This is a genomic window from Enterobacter sp. (assembly GCF_977039595.1).
Genome location: NZ_CDRQYH010000044.1, coordinates 15,938 through 30,256, shown reverse-complemented (window position 1 = coordinate 30,256; position 14,319 = coordinate 15,938). Strand labels below are relative to the sequence as shown.

17 protein-coding genes are annotated in these 14,319 nt (G+C 56.3%); 6 read left to right on the top strand and 11 right to left on the bottom strand.

Annotation, left to right across the window (positions count from 1 at the left end; translation table 11 throughout):
* Both ACWYRJ_RS14020 and ACWYRJ_RS14015 read right to left on the bottom strand, forming a co-directional pair.
* A partial coding sequence (locus tag ACWYRJ_RS14020) for an SDR family NAD(P)-dependent oxidoreductase (protein ID WP_455508109.1) occupies positions 1 to 408 on the bottom strand: 408 nt, incomplete at its 3' end.
* A gap of 64 nt (positions 409 to 472) precedes the next feature.
* Positions 473 to 862, bottom strand: a complete 390-nt coding sequence (locus tag ACWYRJ_RS14015; protein WP_045910503.1) for a YdeI family stress tolerance OB fold protein — start codon at positions 860 to 862, stop codon at positions 473 to 475.
* Positions 863 to 1,000: 138 nt separating this feature from the next.
* Between ACWYRJ_RS14015 and ACWYRJ_RS14010 the strand changes: the two genes are divergently transcribed.
* The 4 genes from ACWYRJ_RS14010 to ACWYRJ_RS13995 are packed head-to-tail and all read left to right on the top strand — an operon-like array spanning position 1,001 to position 3,494.
* Positions 1,001 to 1,504 carry a hypothetical protein gene (locus ACWYRJ_RS14010; protein ID WP_111964738.1) on the top strand — a complete coding sequence of 168 codons (504 nt, stop codon included), beginning with the start codon at positions 1,001 to 1,003 and terminating at the stop codon, positions 1,502 to 1,504.
* 9 nt (positions 1,505 to 1,513) lie between these two features.
* Positions 1,514 to 1,960: a DUF421 domain-containing protein gene (locus ACWYRJ_RS14005; RefSeq protein ID WP_008502280.1), complete on the top strand. Its 447-nt coding sequence runs from the start codon at positions 1,514 to 1,516 to the stop codon at positions 1,958 to 1,960.
* A gap of 11 nt (positions 1,961 to 1,971) precedes the next feature.
* Complete coding sequence (locus ACWYRJ_RS14000) at positions 1,972 to 2,490, top strand: 2-oxo-tetronate isomerase (RefSeq protein WP_455508108.1); 519 nt, start codon at positions 1,972 to 1,974, stop codon at positions 2,488 to 2,490.
* A gap of 17 nt (positions 2,491 to 2,507) precedes the next feature.
* On the top strand, positions 2,508 to 3,494 hold the full coding sequence (locus ACWYRJ_RS13995) for an SDR family oxidoreductase (RefSeq protein ID WP_115875024.1): 987 nt from the start codon (positions 2,508 to 2,510) through the stop codon (positions 3,492 to 3,494).
* Here ACWYRJ_RS13995 and ACWYRJ_RS13990 read toward each other — a convergent pair whose 3' ends face one another.
* The 8 genes from ACWYRJ_RS13990 to ACWYRJ_RS13955 all read right to left on the bottom strand — a co-directional run bounded on the left by ACWYRJ_RS13990 (position 3,495) and on the right by ACWYRJ_RS13955 (position 10,033).
* Positions 3,495 to 5,120, bottom strand: a complete 1,626-nt coding sequence (locus ACWYRJ_RS13990) for an alpha-amylase family protein (protein ID WP_455508107.1) — start codon at positions 5,118 to 5,120, stop codon at positions 3,495 to 3,497. It abuts the gene before it with no gap.
* 8 nt (positions 5,121 to 5,128) lie between these two features.
* Positions 5,129 to 6,139: a cytochrome d ubiquinol oxidase subunit II gene (cydB, locus tag ACWYRJ_RS13985; RefSeq protein WP_115875026.1), complete on the bottom strand. Its 1,011-nt coding sequence runs from the start codon at positions 6,137 to 6,139 to the stop codon at positions 5,129 to 5,131.
* Complete coding sequence (locus ACWYRJ_RS13980) at positions 6,139 to 7,542, bottom strand: cytochrome ubiquinol oxidase subunit I (protein ID WP_455508106.1); 1,404 nt, start codon at positions 7,540 to 7,542, stop codon at positions 6,139 to 6,141. Before ACWYRJ_RS13980 ends, cydB begins: the two co-directional genes overlap by 1 nt.
* Positions 7,543 to 7,609: 67 nt before the next feature.
* On the bottom strand, positions 7,610 to 8,482 hold the full coding sequence (locus ACWYRJ_RS13975; RefSeq protein ID WP_008502274.1) for a manganese catalase family protein: 873 nt from the start codon (positions 8,480 to 8,482) through the stop codon (positions 7,610 to 7,612).
* A 17-nt stretch (positions 8,483 to 8,499) separates the two neighbouring features.
* The gene (locus tag ACWYRJ_RS13970) at positions 8,500 to 9,006 is read right to left on the bottom strand and encodes a ferritin-like domain-containing protein (protein WP_014883791.1); all 507 of its coding nucleotides are present in this window, start codon (positions 9,004 to 9,006) and stop codon (positions 8,500 to 8,502) included.
* A 25-nt stretch (positions 9,007 to 9,031) separates the two neighbouring features.
* Positions 9,032 to 9,235: a hypothetical protein gene (locus tag ACWYRJ_RS13965; protein ID WP_111964639.1), complete on the bottom strand. Its 204-nt coding sequence runs from the start codon at positions 9,233 to 9,235 to the stop codon at positions 9,032 to 9,034.
* 23 nt (positions 9,236 to 9,258) lie between these two features.
* Positions 9,259 to 9,753, bottom strand: a complete 495-nt coding sequence (locus tag ACWYRJ_RS13960) for a YciE/YciF ferroxidase family protein (RefSeq protein ID WP_111964638.1) — start codon at positions 9,751 to 9,753, stop codon at positions 9,259 to 9,261.
* Between the two features lie 94 nt (positions 9,754 to 9,847).
* Positions 9,848 to 10,033, bottom strand: coding sequence for a con-10 family general stress protein (locus tag ACWYRJ_RS13955; RefSeq protein WP_004150795.1), 186 nt, complete (start codon positions 10,031 to 10,033; stop codon positions 9,848 to 9,850).
* 530 nt (positions 10,034 to 10,563) lie between these two features.
* On the opposite strand from ACWYRJ_RS13955, the gene hglS reads away from it, so the two are divergent.
* Complete coding sequence (hglS, locus tag ACWYRJ_RS13950) at positions 10,564 to 11,907, top strand: 2-oxoadipate dioxygenase/decarboxylase HglS (protein ID WP_455508105.1); 1,344 nt, start codon at positions 10,564 to 10,566, stop codon at positions 11,905 to 11,907.
* A gap of 43 nt (positions 11,908 to 11,950) precedes the next feature.
* A complete protein-coding gene (locus ACWYRJ_RS13945) occupies positions 11,951 to 13,456 on the top strand; it encodes a carboxylesterase/lipase family protein (RefSeq protein WP_455508104.1) in 1,506 nt (501 codons plus the stop codon).
* Here ACWYRJ_RS13945 and ACWYRJ_RS13940 read toward each other — a convergent pair.
* Positions 13,443 to 14,285: a LysR family transcriptional regulator gene (locus tag ACWYRJ_RS13940; protein ID WP_455508103.1), complete on the bottom strand. Its 843-nt coding sequence runs from the start codon at positions 14,283 to 14,285 to the stop codon at positions 13,443 to 13,445. The two genes, ACWYRJ_RS13945 and ACWYRJ_RS13940, sit on opposite strands and share 14 nt — an antisense overlap.
* Positions 14,286 to 14,319 lie beyond the last annotated feature (34 nt).

The following is a 14,319-nucleotide window of genomic DNA, read 5'->3' as shown; positions in this document are numbered from 1 at the left end:
GGCGTTGTTGACCAGAATATCCAGCCCGCCCAGCTTCGAGACGGCTTCTTCGACCAGGTTCTGGCAGAAGGTTTCGTCCAGAACGTCCCCCGGCAGCGCGACGGCGTTCCGGCCTTCGGCTTTGATCAGGTCGATGACCTCCGCGGCGTCTTTTTCCTCTTCAGGCAGATAGTTAATCGCCACGTCAGCGCCTTCACGGGCATAGGCGATGGCCACTGCGCGACCGATACCAGAGTCACCGCCGGTGATCAGCGCTTTTTTACCGGCCAGGCGGCCATGCCCTTTGTAGCTGGTTTCCCCGTGGTCGGGTACAGGCTGCATTTCGGATGCCAGTCCCGGTGGCGTTTGTGGCTGTTCCGGGAACGGGGGCTGCGGATAAGCGTTCGTACGTTGTTGGGTATCACTCATAGCTGACTCCTTAAGCCAAGGGGTGAGATTTGATGGATAACTGCAGCGTTAACGCTTCGCTGAATTATTTCTGCAAACGATCGACGCGGACGACGGCAGGAGATGATTTTTTATCAAGCGAACCGTTGATGCTGATCATCTGATCGGGTTTTACCGTTCTGCCGTCAAAGACTGCCTGGGGAATAATAACGTCGATTTTTCCGGTTTTATCCTGAAATACAAACTTATCGCCGCTACCGTCAATAAGATTACCGCGCAGTGAAATGGTCGCACCGTCGTGCAGTTGTTTTGCCTGATCGATGGTCATAATACGCGCATCATCGGTTCCGCGATATCCGCTATCCAGCGCATGGGGTGGCGGCGGAGCTTCACCTTTTTGTAACCCGCCGTTATTATCTGCGAAGGCGGCCGGAACAAGAAATATCATAAAAGCGGAAATAAGCGATAATTTCATCGGATATCCTTCATTTTGGGTGTCTTGACTTATTAAGTATTGTTGCTATTCCTTTATGTGGCAAATGTGATAAGTCCTAAAAACATTCGCTTGGGAAATCAAACTTATCGGATAATAAGCGAAACGGTGACGATGACCATGAAGCGTGAAAATGAAAAGTTGCCCGGGATAGATGAGAGTTTTCGCTTGCTGACGTTTGAATACGCGTTTCGTCAGGTGGGTTTTATTGTTCTGCTGGCTATTATCATCGCGGCTATCGCCGGCCTGTTTTCAAGCGGGTGGGTCAGCGATACGGTCAAAACCAATTCCGCAAAATCACTGACCATAAGCTATGAACGGTTTGGCCGACGGGAGACGGAGACGCGAATGGAGCTGGCGTTCCCGGTGCAATCAGAGGGTAAGTATGTTCTCAGCATGACCAGCGAGAGCAGCGATGTTTACGAGCCTGGCAGCGTCTGGCCGCAGCCTGACAGCATGTTCAGCCGGGGCAAGACCCTCTATTTTGTTTATAACAACTTGAAAAAATCAGACAACTTCTCTGTGTTATTCTTCACCACGCCTTCGAGAGCCGGTAAATGGAACACAACCATCCGTATTAACAGCGAGCCGGAGATAACCTTCTGGCAATTTATTTACCCCTAGGAGGCTGTTATGGATATGGTCTTTCGTGCGCTGGCGATTTATCTGTTCCTCGTGGTGGTTTTCAAAGTGGCCGGGCGGCGTGCGCTGCTGCAGATGACTAGCTTCGATCTCATTCTGCTCCTGATAATTAGTGAAGCCACGCAACAGGCGCTACTGGGACAGGATTTTTCCGTCACCGGCGCGATGATTACGATTACCACCCTGGTGGTGGTGGATATTATTTTTGGCCTTATGAAAAAGTATTTTTCGCCCGTAGAGAATATTCTGGACGGTACTCCCGTTATTCTGGTTGAGAACGGCGTGCCGTTAGCCGATAAACTGAAAAAAGTCGATGTATCCTGTGATGATATTCTGGTGTCAGCACGTCAAAATAATGGTATTACCGAAATAAGCCAAATTAAATATGCCATACTTGAGCGCAATGGACATATTTCAATCATTCCTTTCGAGAAATAAGAGGCGAAAAGATGAGCAATCTTTTTCACGACAACAATTATACCGTGGGTGAACTGACGAAAAAACTGGCGAGCAAATTAACCGATCTCGGGCTTCGCTTAACCACGGCAGAATCCTGTACCGGCGGAAAGCTATCGGTAGCACTCTGTGCCGAAGAGAACACGGCCGATTTTTATGATGTTGGCCTGGTCGTATTCAGCGACGAAGCCAAAGCGCGGATCCTCGGCGTTCGTCCTGAGACGCTCGCGCGCTATACCGCCGTCAGTGAGCAGACGGTGACCGAGATGGCCGCCAGCATCCGCGACATCGCCCAGGCAGATATCAGTATCGCCATCAGCGGCTATGCTGGCCCGGAAGGGGGCGACGATGGCACGGCGGCGGGGACGGTCTGCTTTGCGTGGAACATCCAGGGCGAGACGCAAACCCGCACCGTACTTTTCTCCGGAGACTGTCAGGACGTGGTGGAAAAAGCGGTGCATTTTTCGCTGGCCGAGCTGGTGACAGCATTGTCGGACGGAAATAACGGATAAACTCACGTGGAGGTTCTATGGCTGTCATAGTCATTACCGGTGGGACGGCGGGCGTGGGAAAAGCCACGGCGCTGCACTTTGCAAAAGCAGGTTACGATGTCGGCCTCATCGCCCGCGATGAGGCAAGCCTGCACTCCACCCAGGAAGAGCTGCGCCGCTTCGGCGTAAATGCACACGCCGTGCAGGCTGACGTCGCCGACAGTCAGGCGGTGGTGGATGCGGCTAACGAGATTGAGTATCGCCTCGGCGCGATTGATGTCTGGGTCAACAACGCCATGGGGGCCGTGCTGGCACCGTTTCGTACCCTTACGCCGGACGAGTTTCGGCGCGTGACTGAGGTGACATACCTCGGCTACGTGAACGGCACCCGCGCGGCTCTCGAGCTCATGGTTCCGCGCGACAGGGGCGTGATTATTCAGGTAGGGTCTGCGCTGGCCTACCGTTCCATTCCGCTGCAGTCCGCCTACTGCGGTGCCAAAGCTGCGATCCGCGGGTTCACCGATGCGGTGCGTACCGAGCTGATGCATGAGAACAGCCGGGTTCAGCTTTCGATGGTGCAGATGCCGGGGCTCAATACGCCGCAGTTCGAATGGGCAAGGAATAAGTTCGCCTGGGCGATGCGCCCGGTACCGCCGGTGTTCGAGCCTGAAGTCGCCGCCAGCGCCATCTTCAGGGTAGCGCAAAAGCCGGTGCGCGAGCTGTGGGTTGGCAGCAGCACCATTCAGTCGATTGTCGGGCAGTTCCTCTTCCCAGGTTTTCTGGACAGGCTGATGGTCAAGAAAGCCTGGGAAGGCCAGATGACCGACGATCTGAACGCGCCGGACCGTCGGGATTATCTCGACCAGCCGGTTAACGACCTGCACAAAATCCATGGCCGTTTCACTGATGAAGCGAAAACTCGCGCGTCGTCCGTGACTTCCGATATGCCGGGCAAAGTGGCGTTAGGGGCCCTTGCGGTGGCGGGTATTGTGTTGACGCGTTTGCTAACCCGCCGGAAACCGTAATCAGCGCAGCGCGCTGCGGTGCGTCCAGAACCAGCGATAGCCGTAGCCGCCAAGGCTGAGCTCGAAGGTTTTACCGCAAACCAGCGCGTCATTGTAGCGTTTGTCCGCGAGACAGGCGGTCCAGGTGGCGTTGCGGATCCCCTTCACGGTGAACTGCACCGGCTGGTCGCTGAAGTTAACAAAGGTCAGGATGCTGCGTTCTTCGGTCTCGTAATAGATCCCCAGTACCGCGTCACGATCGATCGTGAGGAGCCGAAAGGGCGCAACGGCGATTTCGGGGAACTCCGAGCGGGTATTGGCGATATCAATGATCCGGTGCAGAAGCGAGTTGCGGTGGAGGAGCGAATCCGCGACGTTGATTTTCTGATAGCGATAAGGACCGCGGTCGATAATCGGCGCGATAAATTTTTTCGGGTCGGCTGCCGAAAAACCGCCGCCTTGCGATCCCGCCCACTGCATCGGGGTGCGCACAGCGTAGCGCTCCTCCAGCTCGAGGTCATCCCCCATGCCGATCTCATCGCCGTAGCGCATCACCGGAACGCCGGGCAGGGAAAAAAGCACCGCATGGCAGAACGCCAGTCGCTTCAGATCGCCGTTTAGCATCGGCGCCAGGCGGCGGCGGATCCCGCGCTGATAGACGTTCATCTCCTCTTCAGGGGCGAAGGTATCGAGGACAAACTGTTTGTCTTTCTGGCTGATGCCCTCCAGATCCAGCTCGTCGTGATTGCGCAGCCAGTTGGCAAAACAGCATGAATCGGGCGGGACGATCATCTTCTTCACCGCGTTGCGCAGCGGACGGGCGCTTTTGCGGGCCAGGCTGACGTAAAAATATTTGTTGAGCCAGAAATTGAGCACCAGATTCAGGCGGTCATTATTGCCAAAGTAGTCCTGATAGGCCTCCACCTCAACGTCGACCTCACCCAGCAGGATCGCGTCCGGGTTGTGTTGCTCGATAAGACGACGCATATGCTCGAGGATCCACAGGCCCTTTTTTTCATCACCGTTTCCCGCCTGGGTGGTCAGGTGAGATGCGGCATCCAGTCGAAATCCCGACACGCCCAGCTTGAGCCAGAAGAGGATGATGTTCTCAATCTCTTTCAGCACCACTGGCGAGGTCAGATTCAGGTCCGGTTCGTGGCGATAGAACATGTGCCGGTAGTATTGTCCCGCCTCGTCGTCCCAGCTCCAGATGCTCTTTTCCACGCCGGGAAACATGGGGGGCGTATCGTCCTCGTCGTTATCTGACCAGAGGTAGTAATCCCGGTAGGGTGATGCCGGGTTGCGGCGTGCCTGCTGGAACCAGGGATGCGCGTCGGAGGTGTGCTGGATCAGCAGCTCGATAATGACCTGCATGCCCAGCTCGCGGGCCTGTTCGATAAAGGTGATGATATCGGCCAGCTTTCCGAAGCGGGGATCCACCTGGAGATGGTCGCTGACGTCATAGCCTTCATCAAGAAAGGGCGTGAGGTAAAACGGGGTGATCCAGATAACCGTCGCCCCCATGCGGCGAATGTAGCGCAGCTTGGCCGTTATCCCGGCGATGTCCCCGCAGCCATCGCCGTTCAGGTCATAAAAGAGTGCGGTATCAATCTGGTAAATAATGGCCCGTGTATGCCAGTCCGTCATAGCGTTCCTCAGTGGTAGCCTTCAGTATCCGAGACCTTGCCCCGGAAAACGTAGTAGCTCCAGGCGGTGTATACCAGGATCACCGGAATAATCAATAACGTCCCGACCAGCATAAACAGCTGGCTGGCAGGCGGAGCTGCGGCCTCCCACAGGGTGATGCGCGGCGGAATAATGTTCGGCCAGAGGCTGATACCCAGCCCGCTGAACCCGAGGAAGATCAGCCCCAGCGTCAGCAGGAAAGGGCGCGCGTGGCTGTCCGGATTGCGGGTCAGGCGCCAGATCAGCACGCTGAAGATGCCGACCAGCAGCGGAACCGGCAGGAACCAGAAGAAGTTGGGCAGTGTAAACCAGCGGTCGGCGACGTACTGCCAGCCGAGCGGGGTCCAGACGCTGACCACCGCGATAACCACCATCAGCGCAAGCAGCACGTGGCGGGTCAGTTCGCGCATGCGCTGTTGCAGCGCGCCTTCGCTTTTCATAATGAGCCAGGTGGTGCCCAGCAGCGTGTAGGCAACGACCAGCCCGATGCCGCAGAAGAGGTTAAAGGGCGTGAACCAGTCCAGCGCCGAGCCGACAAAGCGTCGGCCCTCCACGTCAAAGCCGTTGATCACGGCGCCCACCACCACGCCCTGGCTGAAGGTAGCGAGCAGGGAGCCGCCGGCAAAGGAGTAGTCCCAGAATTTACGGTGTGAAGGGGTGGCTTTGAAGCGGAACTCAAAGGCGACCCCGCGGAAAATGAGGCCGATCAGCATTGCGGTGAGCGGGATCGTCAGCGCATCAATAATGACCGCGTAGGCCAGCGGAAACGCGCCGAAAAGACCCGCGCCGCCGAGGACAAGCCAGGTCTCGTTGCCGTCCCAGACGGGCGCCACGCTGTTGACCATCACATCGCGCTCTTTCGCATCGCCCACGAAGTTAAACAGCAGGCCAATCCCCAGGTCGAAGCCGTCCATAATGATATACATCAGCGTGGCAAACACGATGATGGCAAACCAAATCACCGAGATATCGACGCCCATCAGATTCTCTCCTCTTCCGGAACAGACTCCGCTGCAGACAGCGGACGGGCTGGCGTGCCCGAGGTGTTTGACGTCAGCGTATCGACGCGCTGAGGACCTTTCTTAATCAGCCGGATAAGATAAACATAGCCCACGCCAAATACGGATGAGTAGACGACGAAGAACGCCAGCAGGCTAATGCTCATCTGCAGGGTGCTGTGCAGCGATACCGCGTCGATGGTGCGCAGGTAGCCATAGACAACCCATGGCTGACGGCCCACTTCGGTGGTCACCCAGCCGGCGAGCAGCGCCAGCAGCCCGGCAGGCCCCATGCAGAGGGCAAACCAGTGGAACGGACGCGAGTGGTAAAGTCGATGACGATAGCGCAGCCAGAGGCTGACCAGACCGAGAGTAATCATCAGCAGCCCCATCCCGACCATCACGCGGAACGACCAGAAAACGATGGTCGAGTTTGGGCGATCCTCTTTTGGGAAGTCTTTCAGCGCGGGGACCTGTTTATCCAGACTGTGCGTCAGGATCAGGCTGCCGAGGGCAGGGATCTCCAGACCGTATTTGGTGCGCTCCTCCTCCATATCCGGCAGGCCAAACAGCAGCAGCGGGGTGGCCTCGCCGGGCGGATTTTCCCAGTGACCCTCAATGGCGGCAATTTTCGCCGGCTGATGCTCAAGCGTGTTCAGGCCGTGCATATCGCCCACCACCGCCTGAATGGGCGCGACCAGCAGCGCCATCCACATCGCCATCGAAAACATGGTGCGAACGGCTGGCGTATCGTTCCCGCGCAGCAGGTGCCAGGCGCCCGACGCGCCGACAAACAGCGCGCTGCTCAGGAACGCGGCGATAGCCATATGAATAAGACGGTAAGGGAAGGAGGGGTTAAAAACGATGGCCAGCCAGTCCTGCGGGATAACCTGCCCATTTTCGATAGTGAAACCCTGCGGCGTATGCATCCAGCTGTTGGAGGCGAGGATCCAGAAGGTCGACATTAGCGTGCCGAGCGCCACCATGCAGGTCGAAAAGAAGTGCAGGCCCGGCCCGACCTTGTTCCAGCCGAACATCATAACGCCGAGGAATCCGGCCTCCAGGAAGAAGGCGGTTAACACCTCATAGGTCAGAAGCGGGCCGGTAATGCTGCCCGCGAACTGGGAGAACCCGCTCCAGTTGGTGCCAAACTGATACGCCATAACCAGCCCGGAAACGACGCCCATGCCGAAGTTAACGGCAAATATCTTTAGCCAGAAGTGGTATAGCGATCGCCAGACGTCGTTTTTGGTGCGCAGCCACATGCCTTCCAGCACCACCAGATAGCTGGCGAGGCCGATGGTGATCGCGGGAAAAAGGATATGGAACGAGACGGTAAAAGCGAACTGAATTCTGGCCAGATGAAATGCATCGAGTTCGAACATGGTCCGTACCTCTGAGACGATGGGGCACGCGACTTGCCGGGCAGTTCAGGACTGCCCGGCAAACCGATTACGGTTTAGTCTTACCGGCACCCAGCTCGGCACCGGTCAGCGGGTCGGAATGTGGATCGGACTTCGTGCGGGCAGACATCGCCTTAACCAGGGTTGCCTGCTCGGTTGTGAGCGTCACGCTGGCACTGCCATCGCCGCCGTCAACCGCAGGCTGGGGGGACTCAACGTAATCGAAATGTTTATCGCTGTTCCAGCTTCCGCGAACCTCTCCACCTTCAGACATATTGTAGTACTTGTTGGTGAATTCCTCGATTGGCGGCAGTTTTCCCGGCGGGAAATTATTACGGATGGACTGCAGCGCCTTCTCAAAGGAGAGCTGATGCGCCGCCTCACGCGTCATCAGAAACGCCAGCGCGTCCTTAACGCCGGGATCGTCGGTCACGTTGATCAGCCGTTCATAGATGATTTTGGCTCTGGCTTCGGCCGCCACGTTTGAGCGTAGGTCCGCCGTCGGCTCGCCAATGGTGTCGACGTAGGCCGCCGTCCAGGGCACGCCTGCTGAGTTGGTGAGCGGCGTACCGCCGCCGTAGAGCAGGGAGGTGATGTGGCTGTCATTCCCGTTTTCGGTCATGGAGCGATAGAGCTCGGCCTCATTTTCCACCCCTTCCGCCAGCGCGCCCTTGGCACCTTTATTCAGCATACCGACCAGGGTGCCGATAATTTCGAGGTGGCTTAACTCCTCGGTTGCGATATCCATCAGCATATCCTTACGGCCCGGATCGTCATCGCTCAACCCTTGCGTAAAGTACCGGCAGGCGGCAGCCAGTTCACCCTGCGGCCCGCCAAATTGTTCCAGTAAAAGGTTGGCAAGGCCGGGATTCGGTTCGGCGACGCGAACCGTGTATTGCAGCTGTTTGACGTGTCGAAACATGCTCACTCTCCTGTGGGTTATTTTTTCGCTTCGACACCCGACGCGTCTGAACGCAGCAGGAACTGTTCCGTCGTTTGCGGGATATGACGAATCAGCCAGTCGGCCATTTCGCGCTCTTCGGCGAGGATCGTCTCAATAGCGGGTATTGAAGCGGTATCGCCCGCTTTTTTCGCCGCCGCTAGCAGGGAGGTATAGCAGGCGATTTCAAACTGTTCGAAAACATAGCCGCTGATCGAGCCCTTCACGATTTCGTCGGAAGGGAACATGCCGCCGATGGATTGTCCCAGCGCCGCCATTTTGCTCATCGAGTCTTTTAAGACCGAACGAGAAATATCATTACGGTCGAGGATTTCCTCCAGCAATGTGATTTGCCGTTTTGTCTCATTAATATGTTGCTCAATTCTGGCGCGAACATCAGGATAATTATCGATACGGCTGGCCATGGATTCCAGCATTGATTCGGCTTGCTTTTCCATTGCATGGGCATCGCGTAGCCAGTCATGGTAGTGTTCTACGTGATTCATCATTGTATCCTCATTAGGGGTTCGCTTATTTGTTCTCACTTTCAGCAGCCTGATCGGCACGTGCGGCACTATAGCCAGATAAATGGCCGACAATATTGGCATAAATACTGATGATAATGACCCATAGCACGCTGTTCTTCCACCATATTACGGAAGGGATAGCGAGAATGAACCATATTATTGCTGCCGCTAAATGGCACCGTTTAATTGTCCTGGGACTGATGCTCATTTTATTTAACCTGTGTTATAGCGTCATTTTTGCGCTTTTTGGTTAATATTGCCTACGGCCAGATCGGTGAGTTTCAGGTCGGTCTCTTTTTCTTCTTCCAGGGTTTCGGCAAGAAGCTTAACGGCTTTTTTATAGCCCAGTTGTTCTGCTAATGTGGCAAGGGTACCGTAGCTGGCTATTTCGTAATGCTCGACTTTTTGCGCAGCGGCAATTAAGGCAGCATCACGCACTTCATTTTTTTCGGTGCTTTCGATCACTTCGTTGGCTTCTTCAATTAAGCCTTCCATCGCCACGCACTTCATGCGTTTAATCTTAATTCCTTCTTCCTGTTCGACAATCTGGTCGATACGTTCGATCTGACCCTGCGTCTCCTCCAGGTGCGCGGTAAAGGCTGCGCTCAGCTTCTCGCTGGATGCGGCGCGGGCAAGCTTGCTAAGCGCGCGAGTCAGCTGTTTTTCCGCACTGTAGGTGTCCGAGAGAAGATGAATAAATACATCCTCAACACTTTTCATATTCATAATAATTACGCTCCGGTAAAATAAAGAATGGGTACTGCGAGCTTTTCAGCCCGCAGCATGCTCTCTGGTTTTATTAAAAGAGTACTAAATAAGATCAGGAGTTATCAGATTTACGGCCTCCGCCGTGACTGTTCTGTCCCCCTTTCTTACCCGCTTCAGATGCGCGTTGCGGATCGTTTTTAAAATTACCACCGCTATGCTGGCCACCTTTACGTCCAGCTTCTGATGCTTTTTCACGGTCTTCAGCGAAATTACCGGAACCACCACGATGCTCTGCCATATTAAACCTCATAGTCATATATTGGTTATGTCAGTACGATACGAAAATATTTCCGTATCACTCGTCGTTCGAGTAATAACTCTAGTCGCTGTGCGGCATCCGTCAAATGCATTTGGCTATTTGCGGTTGCGTTATTTTTAAATATTTGTAAATTTGCGCTTCGCTTGAGCTGGAAATATGGATAGACAGGAAGGACTTGTAAACAACTGTTCAGATTATTCCTAACTTTGAGCTAAAAATTCGAAAGCTGAGGATAAAAATAATGACGCGTTAAAATTGGTTAATTTGCCGTCAGAGGAAAATAAAAAAATACTCCTTTATAGCTAGAAAGCGAAACCCTAAATAATTATAAGGAAAATCCTGGATAAAAAGCGTCGGGCACGAAAGGGCGGTTTCGTTGAGGCTTGTTAAGAGGCCAGTCGCACACGGTTTGACCACTGTCGTCTTAAGATCACAAATCAGAAATCTTTCCCCCCGGAAGGAACGGGTTTCTCTACACTCCAGGTAATATTCACTGGAGGCATGACATCATGGCGAACACCATCACGGCTGATGACATTCGGGAACACTTTTCGCAGGCTATGTCGGCGATGTACCAGCAGGAAGTTCCGCAGTACGGCACCTTGCTTGAACTGGTAGCGGACGTAAACCTGGCGGTGCTGGAAAATAACCCACTATTACATGAACAACTGGCAAACGCCGATGAGCTTGCGCGCCTGAACGTGGAGCGTCACGGAGCAATTCGCGTTGGCAGTGCGCAAGAACTTTCAACCCTGCGCCGTATGTTTGCCATTATGGGCATGTACCCGGTCAGCTATTACGATCTCTCCCAGGCGGGGGTGCCGGTTCACTCAACGGCGTTTCGCCCGATCGATGATGCGGCGCTGTGCCGTAATCCGTTCCGCATCTTTACTTCGCTGCTGCGCCTTGAGCTGATTGAAAACGTCGCGCTGCGCGAACGTGCGGCGGAAATCCTCTCTCACCGGAACATCTTCACCCCGCGCTGTCTGGCGCTTCTCGATCTGTATGAATCGGAAGGGCACTTTACTGACGAGCAGGCGCACGAGTTTGTGCAGGAAGCGCTGGAAACCTTCCGCTGGCACCGTCACGCGACGGTCGATCAGGAAACCTATCTTGCGCTCCACAACGAGCACCGGCTGATTGCCGATGGGGTCTGCTTCCCCGGCTGCCACATTAACCACCTTACGCCGCGCACGCTGGATATTGATCGGGTGCAGGAGCTGATGCCGAAGTACGGTATCGAGCCGAAAATTCTGATAGAAGGCCCGCCGCGTCGCGAGGTGCCCGTCCTGCTGCGTCAAACCAGCTTCAAGGCGCTGGAAGAGCCGGTGCTGTTTGCCGGGGAACATAAGGGCACCCACACCGCGCGCTTCGGTGAGATTGAACAGCGCGGCGTGGCGCTGACCCCGAAAGGCCGGGAGCTGTACGATAGCCTGCTTGCCCAGGCCGGTACCGGTAAAGATAACCTGACCCATCAGCTGCATCTGCGGGAGATCTTTAGCGCCTTCCCGGACAGCGAACTGTTAATGCGCCGTCAGGAGCTGGCGTATTTCCGCTACCGTCTGACGCCTGCGGGTGAAGCGCATCGCCATGCGTTCCGGCCGGGAGACGATCCGCAACCGCTGATCGAGCGCGGATGGGTGGTTGCCCAGCCGATCACCTACGAAGATTTCCTCCCGGTTAGCGCCGCGGGGATTTTCCAGTCCAATCTCGGGAATGAAACCCAGGCCCGCAGCCACGGTAACGCCAGCCGCGATGCGTTTGAAGACGCGCTGGGCTGCCCGGTGTATGACGAGTTTACCCTTTACCAGGAGGCTGAAACGCGCAGCAAACAGCGTTGCGGTTTGCTCTGAAATCGTTACTCTGCTGGGGTGTGATGGAAAAAATAAGGTCGTTATGCAAAATCCTTCCGCCCCTGTGGTTGAAACGCGCCAGGGCGCACTCTCTGGTTTAACCGATGAAAATGTCCACGTCTGGTGCGGTATTCCTTATGCTGCACCGCCCGTGGGCGAGTGGCGCTGGCGCTCCCCGCGGCCCCCTGAGCCGTGGGATGGCGTTCGCGAGGCCACCGCCTTTTCGGCCTCAAGCTGGCAAAGCAGCGAATATTGTCAGGAGCTGGGCGGGGGCGATCCCGGTCAGTTCTCGGAAGACTGTCTTTATCTGAACGTCTGGTCCCCCAAAGAGCGCGCCGGGGCGCTTCCGGTTATGGTCTGGCTGCACGGTGGTGGCTTTACCATTGGCGCGGGGGGGTTACCGCCCTATAGCGGTAAAGCGCTGGCTACGCGAGGCGTTGTTGTCGTGACAATCAACTACCGTCTCGGCCATCTCGGCTTTTTCGCCCATCCCGTGCTGGAGGGCGAGGAAGATCGCGTGGTGCATAATTTTGCATTGCTGGATCAGATCGCCGCGCTCGAATGGGTTAGGGACAATATCACCGCATTTGGTGGCGACCCCGCTAACGTGACCCTGTTTGGCGAATCCGCCGGTGCGCGCAGCGTGCTTTCTCTGCTGGCATCGCCCCTGGCGGCTGGTTTGTTCCACAAGGCGATTGTGCAAAGCGGGTACACCTTGCCGGACACGCCGCGCGAGCAGGCGCTGCAAAAAGGGGAGGCGCTGGCCGCCCATTTTGGCCTGGAGAAGGCGACTGCTGAGCAGCTGCGCGCCATTCCTCCCGAGGCGTTCTGGCCGTTAACCGCGCCGCTGAACGTCGCACCGGCGCCCATCGTAGGGGACTGCGTTCTGCCCGAAGCGATGCTGGACGTCTTTTTCGCTGCCCGCCAGCATCCCGTACCGGTGATGATTGGGTCGAACAGCGATGAGGCCAGCGTAATGGCGGTGTTTGGCATCGATCTCGCCGGGCAAATCCAGAAGCTCCGCCGGGAGCGGCGCTTCGGACTGGGGCTGATTAAGCTGCTCTATCCTGGCGTCAAAGGCGATGAAGAGCTGGGCAGGCAGGTGTGCCGCGACATGGCGTTCACCACGATGGGCTTCGTCGTGATGCAGGCTCAGCAGCGCGTCGGCGGATTGTGCTGGCGTTACTGGTTTGACTATGTCGCGGAAGCGGAACATGCCACCTATATCAACGGTGCCTGGCACGGCAACGAGGTTCCCTATGTCTTTGATACGTTAGGTCAGCTAGAGCCTTCACGTCAGTACGTAAACGAACGGGATCTGCAGTTTGCTGCCCACGTGGCCGATTACTGGGTGAGCTTTGCGCGTGACGCTGGTCCTCGCGAGATCCTGCCCGGGCCGACGCACTGGCCCGCATGCCGAAAAGGGCGGGACGTTTTGTTACGCATTGGTGTGAATAAACATGCAGGTTTTCGGCTTGAAAACCGCTTTATGCGCGCCCGCATGAGCCTCTTCAAACGGGTAATGAAGCACCACGTCAGCCTCGATTAAGCAAACAGGCGCGAAACGCCGCCAGTCCGTTTTCCTCGCCTGGCGTTTCGCGCAGCACCAGCCGGTAGCTGGCGCCGGTTTTTATGCTGGTTTCATAAGGCCGCATCAGTCTTCCCGCGCGGACATCTTCGGCCACCAGCGTTTCGTCGGCAATGGCAACGCCCAGCCCCTGAATGGCGGCCGTGATGGCGAGATCCATCGTGTCGAAGTGTTGATTTTTGTGCATAGCAAAGCCCGGACCTTCCTGTTTCGTCAGCCACAGCGACCAGTCTGTCTTATCTCTTGTGGGGTGCAGGAACGTCAGCGATCCCAGCATTGCGCCCGACCGCACCGGGCTTATCACCGGGGTGAGCGCCTCTTCGAACAGCAGGTCGCCTGCGCTCATGTGCGTCCCGAACACGATGGCCGCGTCGTAAGATTCGGTTTTGAAATTGACGTTGTGATCGGTAGTGGTGGTCAGGGCGATCTGCAGATCCGGCTGCTCACGCTCCACCTCCAGCAGGCGCGGCACCAGCCAGCGCATGGCGCAGGTGGGCGCCTTGAGCCGGATCACGGTCTGCTGGCTGCGGGCCTGGTCGGCCACGGTCAGCAATTGTTCAAAAGCAGACTGCAGCTCCGGAAGCAGGGCGCTGCCCTGCGAAGAGAGGCGCAGGCCGCGCGCGTGGCGTTCAAAAAGCGGAAAGCCAAACCACGCCTCGAGGGACGCGATCTTGCGGCTCACGGCCCCCTGCGTCAGGCAAAGTTCTGCGGCAGCATGGGTCAGATTCAGGTGACGCGCGGTGACTAAAAATGCGTCGATGGCATTGAGCGGGAGCGAACGGCGCGACATGGAAAACCCTCAGCTATGCATTTTTCTCATGGCT